The following is a 12,958-nucleotide window of genomic DNA, read 5'->3' as shown; positions in this document are numbered from 1 at the left end:
GAGGGCTCGAAATGAATGGCGCGCAATTGATAGTGAAGGCGGCGGTGGCGAGCGGTATCGAGTACTGCTTCGCCAACCCCGGAACGACCGAAATCCCCCTGGTGGCCGCCATGGCCAGCGCGCCGGCCCTCAAGCCGGTGCTGTCCTTGTTCGAAGGTGTGTGCACCGGCGCCGCGGACGGGTACGGCCGGATTGCCGGCAAGCCAGCGATGACCCTGACGCACCTGGGGCCCGGCTTTGCCAACGGCATTGCCAACCTGCACAACGCCCGTCGTGCCAACACGCCGATCGTCAACGTCATCGGTGATCACGCCTCCTGGCACGTCAACTACGATCCGCCGCTGGCCAGCGATATCCAGGCACTGGCCGGGAGCGTCTCCGGCTGGGTACGTACATCGCGCACGGCGTCGGGCATCGGCGAGGATCTCCAGGAGGCCGTGCGGTCCGCCTGGCAAGCCAAGGGCCAGATCGCCAGCCTGATCCTGCCGATGGACCTGCAAGCCAACGAAGTGGCCCGGGAAACCACCTTCAAGACTTTGCACGCGCCGGTTCGGCGGTTTGCCGGCGATCGGATCGAAGCCGTCGCCCAGGCACTGCGCAATGGCCAACGCTTGGTGTTCATCGTCGGCGACCAGGGTCTGTCGGTTGCCGGTCTTGAAGCCGCGGGACGCCTGGCGCAACTGCCTGGCGTGCATCTGTTCGCCGAAACCTTCCCGCGCTTGAGCTATCGCGGCGGTGGCCTGCCGGACCTGGACCGCTTGCCTTATTTCCCCGAAGTGGCCATTGGCGTCCTGGACCAATACGACGCGGTGGTGTGTGCCGGCATTCCAGAGCCGATCAGCTACTTCGGCTACGAAGGCATTCCATCTCGCCTGGCAGAACGTGATCGCCTGCTTTACCTGGCTGACGTCGGGGATGACGTGGCCGGTGCACTCACCGCGCTGGCCGACGCACTGGAAGCACCGGCTTTCGTGCCGACGCCGATGGGTGTCGAGTTGCCGCCGGCCACCGCCGAGTTGACCCCGCAGTCGATTGGCCAGGTGTTGGCCGCTTCGCTGCCGGACGACAGCATTGTCTCGGTGGAGGGGGGCACCTGCGGCTACCCGTTCTTCACCGCGTCGGCCCGTGCCGCGCGGCATCGGGTGTTGACCAATACCGGAGGCGCCATCGGCCAGGGCATTCCGGTGGGGTTCGGTGCGGCGCTGGCCGAGCGGGGCAACCGAGTGTTCTGCCTGCAATCGGACGGCAGTGCCCAGTACACCATCCAGACCCTGTGGAGCATCGCCCGGGAACAGCTGCCGGTGGTGATCCTGATCGCGGCCAACCATCGCTACGCGATCCTGCAGAACGAATTGCGCCGGTTCGGCATGACCGACCTTGGCCCCGAAGCGCTGAGCCTGACCGTGCTCGACCGTCCGCGTATCGATTGGAAGGCCCTGGCCAAGGGCTACGGCCTGGCGGCGAGCACGGTGCACACCAATGCCGAATTGCAACGCGCCTTGGCCAACGCTGCCGCCGATGGCGGCCCTTGCCTGATTGAAATGGCGCTGTGAAGGAGGGGATATGAGCCAGATCCAATTGTTGCCTGCCGTCGAGAAGTTCCTGTCGCAACCCGGTCGCCTGTTCATTGGCGGCACTTGGCAGGACGCCGCCAGCGGCGGTCGGTTTGCCGTGGAAAACCCGGCCAGCGAAAGCCGCGTGGCTGAAGTCGCGGAAGGGGGCGAGCGGGATGTCGACGCGGCCGTCGCGGCGGCCCGCGCAGCCTTCACCGGGCCGTGGGCGCAGCATTCGCCGGCCCAGCGCGGCCTGTTGCTGTTCCGCCTGGCGGAACTGCTGGATCAGCACCGCGAAGAATTGGCCCAGTTGATCACGCTGGAGAACGGCAAGCCGATTGCCAATGCTCGCGGTGAAGCGGCCAGCGCCGCCAACATCATTCGTTACTTTGCCGGCTGGCCGACCAAGATCGAGGGCAGTACGCACCCGGTGTCGCCGGCCAGCGGCGCACCGATGCTCAATTACACCGTGCGTGAACCCGTGGGCGTCTGCGCGCTGATCGTGCCGTGGAATTTTCCGCTGACCATGTGCGTGTGGAAGCTTGGCCCGGTGCTGGCGACCGGTTGCGTCGCGGTACTGAAACCGGCTGAACAGACGCCCCTGGTTGCGATTCGCCTGGTGCAGTTGATCGAAGCCGCAGGCTTCCCGGCCGGGGTGGTCAACCTGATCACCGGGCTTGGCGCCCATACCGGCGCGCCACTGGCGGGGCACCCGGACGTGGACAAGATCGCCTTTACCGGTTCGACCCAGGTCGGCCGCCTGATCGCTCAAGCGGCCACCGGCAACATGAAGAAAGTCTCCCTGGAACTGGGGGGCAAGTCGCCGAACATCATCTTGCCGGACGCCGATATCGTGCGCGCCGCCAAGGGCGCCGCCGATGGGATTTTCTACAACCAGGGGCAGGTCTGCACCGCCGGCTCGCGCCTGTATGTGCACGCCAGCGTCCTCGATCAGGTCCTGGAAGAACTCCAGCGCCACGCCGCCGCCCATGTGCTGGGCCCCGGACTGGATCCGGCCAGCAGCATGGGGCCGCTGGTGTCGGCCCGCCAACTGGGCTCGGTCCGTGGCTATCTGCAGCGAGGCCAGGAAGAAGGCGCCGAGCTGATCTGCGGCGGCGACCGTCCGTCCCACCTGGAGCGCGGCCACTTCATTCAACCCAGTGTGTTCCTTGACCGCGCCGAGCGTGCCTGTGTTGCCCGTGAGGAAATCTTTGGCCCGGTGCTGACCGTGATGAGTTGGACCGAGGTCGATGAGCTGCTGCTGCGGGCCAACGACTCACCCTACGGCCTGGCGGCCGGTCTCTGGACCCGGGACTTGCGCTCGGCCCACCGCGTGGCCGCGCAACTGAAGGCCGGTTCGGTGTGGATCAACTGCTGGAACGTCGTCGACCCGGCCTCGCCATTCGGTGGCTACAAACAGTCCGGGTGGGGACGGGAAATGAGCAAGAACGTGATCGATGCCTACACCGAAACCAAAAGTGTCTTCGTCGATCTCGCCTGAGCCGAACAATCACAAGAGGAACTGCTATGGATCTGGAATTACAAGGCCGCGTGGCCATCGTCACCGGCGGTGGCATGGGTATCGGCAAGGAAGTCGCACGCTTTCTGTCCCAGGAAGGTTGCAAGGTGGTGATCTGCGCGCGGCGCATGGAATACCTGGAGCAAGCTGCCGAGGAAATCACCGCAGAAACCGGCAACGAAGTGCTGCCGCTGTTCTGTGACACCAACCAGATGTCGGCCGTGTCCGACATGGTGCACGCCGCCCACAAGCACTTCGGCCGTATCGACATCCTGGTCAACGGTGCCGCGGCGCCGTCCGGCGTGGTGCGCAATGACATCGAGCACGCGGGCGACGACGAGTTGCTCTCGGACCTCAACACCAAGGTCATTGGCTATTTCCGTTGTGCCAAGGCCGTGACCCCGCACATGAAGGCGGGCGGCTTCGGTCGCATCATCAACATCGGCGGCCTGACCGGTCGCGGCAGCAAGGTCCTCTCGGGGATGCGCAACCTGGCCATCGCCCACATGACCAAGACGCTCTCCGACCAGCTCGGCCCTGCCGGCATCACCGTCAACCTGATCCACCCCGGTGTGGTGGATACCCCGCACATCCAGGAGCTGTACGAGCGCGAAGGGGTCAAGCAGGGCAAGACGCCGGGGCAGGTCGAGCAGGGCTACATCGATGCGACGCCGATCCGACGCACCCTGGCGCCCATCGAAATGGGCTGGCTGATCGGCTTCCTGGCATCGCCCAAGGCCGGCGCCGTGACGGGCGAGTCCATCGGCATCGATGGCGGCCTGACACGTGGCATCTTCATTTGAGGAGCAGCAGCAATGAGTAATGGAACCCTTTTGGTCGCCACCGTCGGGCAGGCGGTGATCCGCAGTGCCGACGATGGCCGCACCTGGCATCGTCTGGGCCTGGGGCAAGACCTTGAGTTCGACGCAATCACCCGATCGCTGAGCGTGCACCCCGGTACGCCCGAAGTGATCTATGCCGGCACCGACGTCGGCCTGTGCGTCAGCCACGACACCGGCGGTCACTGGCAGCGGGTGGACTCGCCGTTCAACGGCCAGACCGTGTGGAAGGTTGCCGTGGATCCGGCGGACGCCCAGCGCATCTTCGTCGGTACGGGCGCACCTTCCCGCGCCGTGCTCTGGCGCACCCTTGACGGTGGCCAGAGCTGGGACCGTGCCCCGGTGGAGATTCCGGAGTTCTGCGAGGGGGTCAGCCGGCCGCGCTTGCTGGCCTTCGCCTATGACCCCACGGATCGCAACCAACTCTGGTTCGGCCTGGAAGAGGGCGGCCTGTTCCATAGCCGCGATGGCGGCGACAGTTGGACCCGCGTCGACGACCGGCTGCTGTGGGATTTCAACTCGGACGTGCACAACATCCTGGTGCTGCCCAACCACGGCCAGAAAGTCATCGTGGTGGTGTGCGTCAACGCGGTCTACCGCAGCCTCGATGAAGGACAGACCTGGACCGGCATCATCGCCCGCGAAACCTTCGGCTTGTACTACGTGCGCGCCATGAACGCACCGCTGGGCAGTGAGGACACGCTCTACCTGAGCATTTCCGACGGCACGCCCGGCACCACCAGCAAGGTGCTGGTCTCCCGCGATGCGGCGGTCAGTTGGGAGGTGTTGCCCCTGCCGCAACAGCCCAATTCGTGTGTCTGGGCGATTGCCTGCAACCCGGCCGACCCGCGCCAGATCGTCGCCGGCACCAAGTACGGGCACCTGTTCATCTCCGAGAACGGCGGTGACGGCTGGCAGAAGCAATGGCGTGAGTTCAGTGAAATCGCCGATGTGCTCTGGACACCGGCGGTGGCGCAGATCAAGTCCGGGCACCAATCCATCATCAAGAACTGAGGTATCGCGCGATGAAAGTCGAGGTCGTTCGTACCCACCTGTCGCTGTTCGTTCGCGACCCGGAAACGTCGGCACGCTGGTACGCCGATGTCCTGGGCATGCACGAAAGCGCCCGGGGGGACAGCTGGATCATGATGGCGTTTGGTGCCAAGCACCACGACATCGCGTTGCTCCGGGCCGAGCCGGGCGCCCATCGGGGGGGGCTGGGATTGCAGCACTACGGGCTGGAGATCGCCGGTGATATGACCACGCTGCGACAGCTGTACGGCATGTTGCTCGGCAAGGGGATCGAAGTGGTGAAAATCACCGATCACGAAATCGGCCATGGCGTGTACTTCAACGATCCCGACGGCAACCGCATGGAATTCTTCCTCGAAACCGAACATGACGACGCGCGCGGCAAGGCCCGTTTCAGGGCCGCCGGCGCGCCCAGCCGCAAGTTTGATCTCGACCCACTTTGAAAGAGCACCGAGCCATGAAAACCGCGAATTTTGCTACTTACCACATCCGCAAATGGTACAGCTTCGTCGAAGAAACCCTGGCCAACGAAAGCGGCCAGCTGGCCGATGGCGAACCCTTGTTCAAATATGCCATTGGCGCCGTGATCGCCAACCCCTATGCCGGTCGCTACAGCGAAAGCCTGGCCGAGTTGATCGAACCGTCGCCCTTGCTGGGCCAGGAGTTTGGCCGGCGTATCCAGGCACTGGCAGGCGAGCACGAGATCGTCAGCTACGGCAAGGCGTGTCTGGTTGGTAGCCAGGGCGAGTATGAGCATGGCAATGCGCTGCTGACCAATCCGGCCGCGGACCCGATTCGTGTCGCCTTGGGCGGCGGCAAGTCGTGGGTGCCGTCCACCGGCAAGCGTGGCGGTCCTGGCGTGACCATCGACGTGCCGCTGGCCCACAAGGATGCGCTGTACGTGCGTTCGCACTACGACAGCATTTCGCTTTCGTTTGGCGACGGCCCTTCGGCTGACGAACTGGTCATCATCTGGGCCTTCGCCACCCGTGGGCGTTTGCATGCGCGTCTGGGCGGCCTGCAAGCCGCGGACGTCAAGGGCACCGACGGCTTGTATTAAGGGGCATTGACCGTGGGAACCGAACGAATGTCCGCAAACAGCCATTTCTTCAGCAATCGGACGGGAATGCGCCTGCACTATCTGTCCTGGGGCAGTCCGTCAGGCATTGCGGTGGTGCTGCTCCATGGATTGCGATCCTATGCCCAGACCTGGCAATCCCTGGCCGATGCCCTGGGCGAGCCCTATTGTTGCTACGCCTTGGACCAGCGCGGCCGGGGGCACAGTGAGTGGGCGCCTGCCGACACCTACCGGACCGAGGCCTATGTCAGCGATCTGGAGGACCTGGTGGCGCACCTGGGCTTGCAGCGGTTCGTCCTGGTGGGGCATTCCCTCGGTGGCACCAATGCGCTGGAGTATGCACGGCTCAATCCCGGGCGGCTCCAAGCGCTGGTGATCGAGGACATCGGCCCCGGCTCCTCCATCAACGGCGACGGTGCCGCGCGCATTCGCCGGGAAATGAGTGAAACGCCCCTGCGTTTCCCCGACTGGGAAAGTGCCGCTCAATTCTGGCTGCGGGCGCGTCCGGGGTTGTCCCAGGAGGCGCTGGCGTCCAGGTTGACGTATTCCATGAAGGAAACCTTCGAAGGCATCGAGTGGCGCCACGACCAGCAGGGCATTGCCCAGGCACGTCTGAGTATCACGCCGACGGACCTGTGGCCGGCGGTGCGCGCACTGGATTGTCCGACGCTGTTCATCCGGGGCGGGCGTTCCGACTTTCTGCCGGCGGCGACCCTGACGGCCATGAAGGCCGCCAATCCGCTGGTGCACACCACGGAGATCGCTGACGCCAGTCATTATGTCCATGATGACCAGGGTAAAACCTTCAACCGTGTCGTCAGGGACTACTTGCACGGCCAACACCTACAATCACAACAACGAAGCGGTGAAGCGTGATGAAGCAGGACAAAACCCAGGTGGTCATCGTGGGCGGTGGCCCGAACGGGATCACCGCCGCGCATTACATGGGTCTGTACGGTATCGATTGCGTCGTCCTCGAACTGGCGGACGGCATCTTGCCGTACCCCCGTGCGGTGGGCATGGATGATGAAGCGTTGCGTGTGCTGCAAGGCATCGATATTGCCGAGCTGGCCAGCCGGGACATGATCTGCAATGTGCCCCTGCGTTACTACAACGCCCGGGGCGTGTGCTTTGCCGAAGTCAAACCGAGCACCGCCCACTACGGCTGGCCAATGCGCAACATCTTCATGCAGCAGTTGCTGGAAGGAACGCTGCGCGAGCATCTGGGCCGCCACCCCGGTGTCGAGCTGCGCCAGGGGCATGAAATGCTCGACCTGGAGCAGGACGCTCAAGGGGTGACGTTGCAAGTGCGCGACGCCCAGAGCGAGCTGTACCAGCTGCACGCGCAATACGTGATCGGCGCCGATGGCGGCCGTTCCAGCGTGCGCAAGAAACTCGGCATCGAACTGCTGGGCCTGACCCATCCGCGCAAATGGGTGGTGGTCGATACCGCCAACGACACCCTGGACGCCCCGTATACGGCCTTGCATGCCGATCCTCAACGGCCCTTCGTCTGCATTTACTTGCCGTACCAGCAACGCCGCTGGGAGTTCATGCTGCTGGAGGGCGAAGATGAAAGCACGATGTGCGAGGAGGCGACCATCCGTGGTTTGATCCGTGGGCATATCGGCAACGCCGCCGATGACCTGGAGATCATCCGCATACGTGCCTACACCCATAACTCCCGGGTCGCGGCGCGGTTTGTCGAAGGGCGTGTGGCACTGGTGGGCGATGCGGCGCACATTTCCCCACCGTGGGCCGGGCAGGGGCTCAACTCAGGCCTGCGGGACGTGGTGAACATCGCCTGGAAAATCGCCGCCATCATCCAGGGACGTGCCTCGGCCTCGATACTTGCCAGCTACGACCAGGAGCGACGCGGGCATGCCACCGACCTCATCGCCCTGGCCGACAACATGGGCGCCGTATTGGGTCTGACCAATCCGCTGATGGCGGGTGTACGGGACTGGTTGTTCCAGGCCGTCAACAGCGTCGATAACCTGCGCTCGCACTTGCTGGAATTCAAGTTCAAGCCCAAGGCGACCATCACCAAAGGGCTGGTGCATCACGAACGTGCGGAACTGCACGAGGATGACCTCGTAGGGCAGTTGTTCATCCAACCGACCGTCGAAGATGAGCAAGGCCAGCGTCGCCGCTTGGACGAGGTGCTGGGCCACTCCTATGCCGTGCTGGGCTATCGGGTCAATCCGAACGAGCCGCTCAGCGATGAGACCCGTGCCTACTGGGCGCGCTGGAACACCCGCTTCATTCAGGTCAATCGTTCCCGCAGCGGCAAGGGGCGTAACCAGCCATTGTCCGCGAGCCAGGCGATCTGCGTGGAAGACGTCGATAACCGCCTGGGAGAGTGGTTTACCAAGGTGCGCGATTGTGTTGTGGTGGTGCGGCCGGACCGCTTTGTCGCCGCGATTACCACGCCGGAGCGACTGGAAGGCGTACTGCGCAAACTGGCGGAGCAACTTTCATGAGGCCATGGGATGAACTGCCGGGCCAGCTCCAGCAGGCAACGTTGACAGCACGGGCGCTGCCGCCGCTGGACCCACAGGCGTTCGACTTGCCGACAGGCTACGCCCTGCAGCGCGAAGCGTTGCGCCAGCGTCAGGCCCGAGGCGAGCAGCTGAGCGGATGGAAGGTGGCCTTCGCCGGCAGCGCCGCGCAGAAGCGGATGGGTATCCAGGAGCCGGTGCTGGGTGCGTTGACCGACGCCATGGTCGTCGAGCCCGGCGGTTCGGTGGACCTGGCGAGACTGATCCAGCCCAAGTTGGAAATTGAGCTGGCGTGCTTTCTGGGGCGCACCCTCGCGCCGGGCGAGCACAGCGATGAGGCAATCCTGGCTTGTGTCTCTGCAGTCGCCCCGGCGTTCGAGATCGCCGATTGTCGATGGCAGGGCTGGAGTTTCGGCGTCGGGGCGTTCCTGGCCGACAACGCGGCGGCGGCGCTGTACTGTGTCGGCCCGCGCACTGAGCTCGAGCCGGGGCGGATGCCCCCCGTGAGCTATTGCCTGGAACGAGACGGGGTGGCCTGCGGTAACGGTGACACCCAAGCGCGGGAGGATACGCCACAGGTCAATCTCTGCTGGCTGATCCGGCGATTGCTGGCGGACGGGCAGCGCCTTGAAGCGGGGCAGGTCGTGCTGTCGGGCGCGTTGCTGCCGCCCATGGACATCCAGCCCGCCGAGTACCGCTTGCATATGCTTGGCACGGAACTGGCTTTGGTTTTCCGCGCCGGCAACGGCGCCCCCTAGAGCCTGTCGCTGTCATGGACGATCGAGCACCTTATGAACGGCCGGTAGAACAACGCCGGCCACCGAGGAACACTGATCATGCTCGCCGAAGTCCGTACCTTCAATGATCCTCAACAGCACGCCGGTTCGATCCTGGGCTGGCAGCAGGTCTATGACCAACTCGGTCGCGGATGCCTGTCCAGCGAGCTGCAACACATTTGCGCCGAGCGTTTCCAGATCTTCCAGGAAGTGCTGGATAAACGTGTGGTGCAGCGCGGCTGCGCGCCAAAAGGACGTCTGTGCATTGCCATGTCCCTGGGCAACGCGCCGGTGGTCCAGGGGCATCAGGTCGACGCCCACAATGTGGTGCTGCTGCGCGATGGCGAGGATTTCGTCCTGCACGCTCCGGAAGGGACGCGTTTCTTCGCGATCAATGTCGACATGGTGCGTTTCGCCAAGCTGGCGGCCTATGAACTGCCGGACGATCAGCTCAAACGCTTGAAAAGCGTGTCTCAGGTCAGCGTGGATGAGACGGTTCTGTTGCGCGTACAGCAGAGGATCCATCCTCTGTTTCGTCGTTTGCTGGAGCAGCCCGACGCGATCACTCCAGCCTCGGAAAAAATGCTCGAGGATGTCCTGCTCAATGCCTTCCTCGACCTGTTCAGTCATGCCTCGGACGAAGTCCGGGGGCGGCGCGGAAACTTTGCCGTCAGCGCCTATCTGGTCAAGCGTTGCCAGGAGCTGGCCGGGGACAGCGGCGATACTTCCCTGAGCATCCTCGATCTTTGCGAGCAACTGCGGGTCAGTCGCAGGACCCTGCAGAACAGCTTCCAGGCCGTGACCGGGATGCGTCCGGTCGAGTACTTGCGCAACCTGCGGCTCAATGCCGTGCGGCGGCGCTTGATCACGACCCAGGCAACCGCGCAGAACGTCGGCGAGATCGCCGTGGCCATGGGCTTCTTCCACCTGAGCCACTTCGCCACGCACTACCGGGAGCTGTTCGGCGAATCCCCTTCGGAAACCCCCAGGGCCAAATAGTGCTGTTCACTTAAAGACTTGCCCGGTTCATTGTGGCGAGGGGATTTATCCCCTCGCCACAGGTTCATCAGCATGACAGGAGCCAGAGCTTGAAAGCCTGGTAATGTTACCGGGCTACTGCTTTGCACGTTAATGGGCGCCTCCTGGGCCAATAAGTAGCACATCCGCACCGGCCAGCCTGAGGCTGGATTAACTGTCGGGTCAGCCTCGCAATTCTTTCCCCTTCACATCAATCACTTGCATATCCGTCAACGGTATTGGCACGCATCCTGCTTTTTTGAATCCATGAATAATTGGATACAAAAATACAAAGGGTGCAGCCATGCAATTTGCTCCGTCTTACACTGAACGTCCTCCAGTGACCGCCGAGGAAGAAGCCTACAACTTCCTGCTGGAAGCCATCTGTGGCGGGCGGTTTCATAAAGGCGATCGGCTGATCGCCGAGGACATCGCCAGTGAGATCGGCATGAGCCGCATGCCGGTGCGCGAGGCGTTCCGGCGCCTGGATGCCCAGGGCTTGGTTACGCTGCGGCCCAATCGCGGAGCCGTTGTCAGCGGCCTGGACATCGACGAACTGCAAGAGGTGTTCGAGATGCGCAGTGCCCTCGAAGGCCTGGCGATCCGGGTCGCGGTAGGGCGCATTGGCGATCGCCAGTTGGCCGCCCTGGAACGGTTGCTGGACGAGATGGACGACTACCGCGACGAAAGCGCCGAGTGGGTCAGCCGGCATCGGGCCTTTCACGAATACCTGTGCAGCCTCAGCGGTCGCCCCAGGCTGCTGAAGCAGATCAGTGCCCTTTATTCCCTGGTGGAGGCGCCCATGCGCCTGTGGTTGCAGCACGTGGAGAAACCCATGAGCGCGCGCCAGGAACATGTGGTGATCCTCGACGCGATCCGTGCCGGTGACGCCGACAAGGCCGAGGCGGTGGTGCGGGCGCACATCGAAGGCACCATCCCTGAATTGATCGAGTTCCTGCAAGCGAAAAAATAAACAGAGCAGGCCTGAGCCTGCCCGTGTTCTGACTTTGAGTACTGCCCGTTACCCACTGAACTGGAGTGTCTGGTCATGCATAAGCCTCGCGTGTTGATAGCCGCAATATCCTTGGGATTCTGTGCACAGTGGGCGTCCGCCGCCCCCGTGGTGCCGGAGCGCTTGATCAAGGCCGACAAACTCATCTATTGCTCGGGCATGGACTCGCCGCCGCTGGTGTCCTTCGACGAGGCACAGAAGCCCAAGGGATTGACCGTCGACCTGGGCCTGGAAATCGCCAGGCGCCTGGACGACAAGAAGGTGGAATGGCGGGTCGTGCCATTTTCCGGATTGCTCCCCGCGTTGCTGGCCAAACAGTGCGACATGATCGTCGACCAGTTGTTCGACAAGCCGGAACGCCGGGAAGTGATCGATATCGTCAACTACATGTACTCCAGCCAGGCGGTGGTGGTGCCCAAGGGCAATCCCAAGGCCATCAAGACGTTGCCGGATCTTTCCGCGCGCAAGGTGGCGGTGCTCAACGGCTCCACCATCAAGACCCTGCTCGACGCCGAGAATGAAAAGCTGACCAAGGCCGGCAAACCGGCGATGAAGCTGGTGGTCTACAACACCGATACCGATGCGTTCCAGGCGCTGCGCATCAGTCAGGTCGATGCCTATGGCACCACCGTGGAAACCGCCGGTTATTACGCCGCCATGGCCCCCGATCTGTTCGAGGAAGGGGTGCCGGCCTTCAGTCGGATTCTCACCGGCATCGGCATCCGCAAGGACGATCCGCAACTGAGCGCCGCGGTGCAGCAGGTGATCAGCGACATGCGCGGCGACGGCAGCTACAGCCAGTTGCTCAACAAATGGCATGTCGCCGGCGACACTCTCGATTGAGGTAAGCGTCGATGAATTTCAATTGGGATGTGTTCTGGCAGTACCTGCTGCAGCCCAGTGGGGTCTACCTCACCGGGCTCTGGCTGACTTGCCTGATCAGCGTGCTGGCGATGTTGCTGGGCTGTGTCCTGGGCCTGGCGGCGGCGCTCTTGCGGCTGTCGAAGAATCCGTTGCTGCACATGCCGGTGCGCTTTTACGTGTGGCTGATGCGCGGCACGCCATTGCTGGTGCAGATTGTCTTTCTCTATACCGCACTGGCCGCCGGCGGAATCTTCCGCTTCGAGGACATCGATCTGTTCGGCCTGGTGATTCCCGGCAATATCCAGGCGGCGATCATCGCCCTGGGCCTCAACGAAGGCGCCTACATGGCAGAGATCATCCGCGCCGGCATCGGCGCGGTCGACAAGGGCCAGTATGAGGCCGGCCGGTCCCTGGGCATGACCTTCGCCAGGTTGATGCGGCGCATCATTCTGCCCCAGGCGTTCCGAGTGATCGTGCCGCCGCTGGGCAACGAGTTCAACGTGATGCTGAAGAACACCACGCTGGTCAGTGTGATTGGCGTGCAGGAACTGCTGCTCAGCACCCAGATGGTGACGTCGGCGACGTTCCGGGTGTTCGAGCTGTACCTGGTGGTAGCGATCTACTTCTTGCTGTTGACGACCCTCTGGGGCTTCTTCCAGCGCTGGCTGGAAGCCCGCTTCGGTCAATCGGACCGTCCGTCTTCGCCACCGCCGGCGGCCACGCGGATGTTCGGCCGCAGCACCCTGAAATTGCTGAGGGAACGTTAA

The 12,958-nt window shown here is 63.4% G+C and carries 14 protein-coding genes; 13 read left to right on the top strand and 1 reads right to left on the bottom strand.

Translation table 11 applies throughout. The features are described 5' to 3' along the window. The first annotated feature begins 11 nt into the window (after positions 1–11). From FBX99_RS04230 to FBX99_RS04185, 10 genes are all read left to right on the top strand, one after another. Positions 12–1,553, top strand: coding sequence for an acetolactate synthase large subunit (locus tag FBX99_RS04230; RefSeq protein ID WP_144922575.1), 1,542 nt, complete (start codon positions 12–14; stop codon positions 1,551–1,553). Between the two features lie 10 nt (positions 1,554–1,563). Next, positions 1,564–3,054: an aldehyde dehydrogenase family protein gene (locus FBX99_RS04225; RefSeq protein WP_145130710.1), complete on the top strand. Its 1,491-nt coding sequence runs from the start codon at positions 1,564–1,566 to the stop codon at positions 3,052–3,054. A 26-nt stretch (positions 3,055–3,080) separates the two neighbouring features. After that, positions 3,081–3,875 (top strand): SDR family NAD(P)-dependent oxidoreductase, encoded by a 795-nt coding sequence (locus FBX99_RS04220; protein WP_144922569.1) that lies wholly within the window; start codon positions 3,081–3,083, stop codon positions 3,873–3,875. 12 nt (positions 3,876–3,887) lie between these two features. Next, positions 3,888–4,925 (top strand): YCF48-related protein, encoded by a 1,038-nt coding sequence (locus FBX99_RS04215; protein ID WP_144922566.1) that lies wholly within the window; start codon positions 3,888–3,890, stop codon positions 4,923–4,925. A gap of 11 nt (positions 4,926–4,936) precedes the next feature. Next, on the top strand, positions 4,937–5,386 hold the full coding sequence (locus tag FBX99_RS04210; protein ID WP_145130708.1) for a VOC family protein: 450 nt from the start codon (positions 4,937–4,939) through the stop codon (positions 5,384–5,386). 14 nt (positions 5,387–5,400) lie between these two features. Next, the gene (locus FBX99_RS04205; protein ID WP_047703028.1) at positions 5,401–6,003 is read left to right on the top strand and encodes an amino acid synthesis family protein; all 603 of its coding nucleotides are present in this window, start codon (positions 5,401–5,403) and stop codon (positions 6,001–6,003) included. A gap of 27 nt (positions 6,004–6,030) precedes the next feature. Then, positions 6,031–6,897 carry an alpha/beta fold hydrolase gene (locus tag FBX99_RS04200; protein ID WP_144922560.1) on the top strand — a complete coding sequence of 289 codons (867 nt, stop codon included), beginning with the start codon at positions 6,031–6,033 and terminating at the stop codon, positions 6,895–6,897. After that, the gene (locus tag FBX99_RS04195; protein WP_144922557.1) at positions 6,897–8,504 is read left to right on the top strand and encodes a bifunctional 3-(3-hydroxy-phenyl)propionate/3-hydroxycinnamic acid hydroxylase; all 1,608 of its coding nucleotides are present in this window, start codon (positions 6,897–6,899) and stop codon (positions 8,502–8,504) included. The genes FBX99_RS04200 and FBX99_RS04195 overlap by 1 nt, the downstream gene beginning before the upstream one ends. Beyond that, complete coding sequence (locus FBX99_RS04190; RefSeq protein WP_144922554.1) at positions 8,501–9,280, top strand: 2-keto-4-pentenoate hydratase; 780 nt, start codon at positions 8,501–8,503, stop codon at positions 9,278–9,280. Before FBX99_RS04195 ends, FBX99_RS04190 begins: the two co-directional genes overlap by 4 nt. A gap of 78 nt (positions 9,281–9,358) precedes the next feature. Then, a complete protein-coding gene (locus FBX99_RS04185; RefSeq protein ID WP_144922551.1) occupies positions 9,359–10,297 on the top strand; it encodes a helix-turn-helix domain-containing protein in 939 nt (312 codons plus the stop codon). Positions 10,298–10,498: 201 nt separating this feature from the next. On the opposite strand, the gene FBX99_RS29105 is transcribed toward FBX99_RS04185, so the two are convergent. Beyond that, a complete protein-coding gene (locus FBX99_RS29105) occupies positions 10,499–10,621 on the bottom strand; it encodes a hypothetical protein (RefSeq protein ID WP_256662455.1) in 123 nt (40 codons plus the stop codon). Here FBX99_RS29105 and FBX99_RS04180 point away from each other — a divergent pair. The 3 genes from FBX99_RS04180 to FBX99_RS04170 all read left to right on the top strand — a co-directional run bounded on the left by FBX99_RS04180 (position 10,620) and on the right by FBX99_RS04170 (position 12,958). Then, positions 10,620–11,288: a GntR family transcriptional regulator gene (locus tag FBX99_RS04180; protein ID WP_047703033.1), complete on the top strand. Its 669-nt coding sequence runs from the start codon at positions 10,620–10,622 to the stop codon at positions 11,286–11,288. The genes FBX99_RS29105 and FBX99_RS04180 overlap by 2 nt on opposite strands. Before the next feature lie 75 nt (positions 11,289–11,363). Beyond that, complete coding sequence (locus tag FBX99_RS04175; RefSeq protein WP_144922548.1) at positions 11,364–12,170, top strand: ABC transporter substrate-binding protein; 807 nt, start codon at positions 11,364–11,366, stop codon at positions 12,168–12,170. An 11-nt stretch (positions 12,171–12,181) separates the two neighbouring features. Further along, a complete protein-coding gene (locus FBX99_RS04170) occupies positions 12,182–12,958 on the top strand; it encodes an amino acid ABC transporter permease (RefSeq protein WP_144922545.1) in 777 nt (258 codons plus the stop codon).

This window comes from Pseudomonas sp. SJZ074 (genome assembly GCF_007828215.1).
Classification (GTDB): Bacteria; Pseudomonadota; Gammaproteobacteria; order Pseudomonadales; family Pseudomonadaceae; genus Aquipseudomonas.
The sequence above is the reverse complement of the archived record's forward strand: the minus strand, read 5'-3'. Positions and strand labels throughout refer to the sequence as shown.